The sequence below is a fragment of the Bacillus sp. AFS023182 genome (assembly GCF_002560575.1).
Taxonomy (GTDB): Bacteria; Bacillota; Bacilli; order Bacillales; family Bacillaceae_G; genus Bacillus_A; species Bacillus_A arachidis.
Genome location: NZ_NTRO01000164.1, coordinates 1 through 862 on the forward strand (window position 1 = coordinate 1; position 862 = coordinate 862).

Below are 862 nucleotides of genomic sequence, written 5' to 3' on the forward strand. Positions count from 1 at the left end.
GGTTCTGGTGCAAAGATAAAATAAAAGAGAATATAGCGCATATATTTCTAGTGAAATTGTATTTTATGCTGTTAGTCCGAATAATTGATGGATGAATTCTTTCTGGTTCTGAACAGACTGATCCTGTAAATCAATCTGTTCTTTTTTAATCATATGCATAGCTTCTACTCCTGCAAGAATGAATGTAGCTGTGCTAAAAGACTTGAACCCTAACATAGAACGCACACGTTTCTTAATAAAACGATGATCTTGTTCCACTATATTATTGAGATATTTAACTTGTCTTAGCTTTATGCCTTCAGGCATATGTTTTTCTTCTTTTAACGTTTGAATTGCTACAGGATAGGCAGGGTTCTTATCTACTGTTATCACGCGAGGTTTAGAAACGTACGAAAAAGCCAAGGCTTTCTTGAAAAAGCACTTGGCTGCTTGTTTATCTCTTGATTTACTTAGATAAAAATCAATGGTATTCCCTTCTGAATCCACGGCACGATATAAATACATCCATTGTCCTTTTACTTTAATATAAGTTTCATCGACTCTCCATGAATCGTTTGTTGGTTTTAGATGATTTCGTACTTTCTCTTCTAATTGAGGCCCATATTGATGAACCCAGCGCATAATCGTTGTGTGAGCGATGGATAATCCTCTTTCCTCCATCATTTCCACCAAATCACGGAAACTTAGGTTGTACCGTAGGTACCATCTCACGGTTAATAAAATAATATCCGGTTGATAATGTTTCCACTTAAATAAACTTTGCTTTTCCATACTGATCACGTCCTTTTTAGAGTACTAGTATTAGTATGTCCAAGTTTAGGAGATTACTTGCAAGAGGCTTCGTTTTTTTGCACCAGAACCG

General features: G+C 35.8%; 1 protein-coding gene. It reads right to left on the bottom strand.

What is annotated here, in order from left to right; translation table 11 throughout:
- Positions 1–63: 63 nt before the first annotated feature.
- Positions 64–771 carry an IS6 family transposase gene (locus CN288_RS27915; protein WP_098303645.1) on the bottom strand — a complete coding sequence of 236 codons (708 nt, stop codon included), beginning with the start codon at positions 769–771 and terminating at the stop codon, positions 64–66.
- Positions 772–862 lie beyond the last annotated feature (91 nt).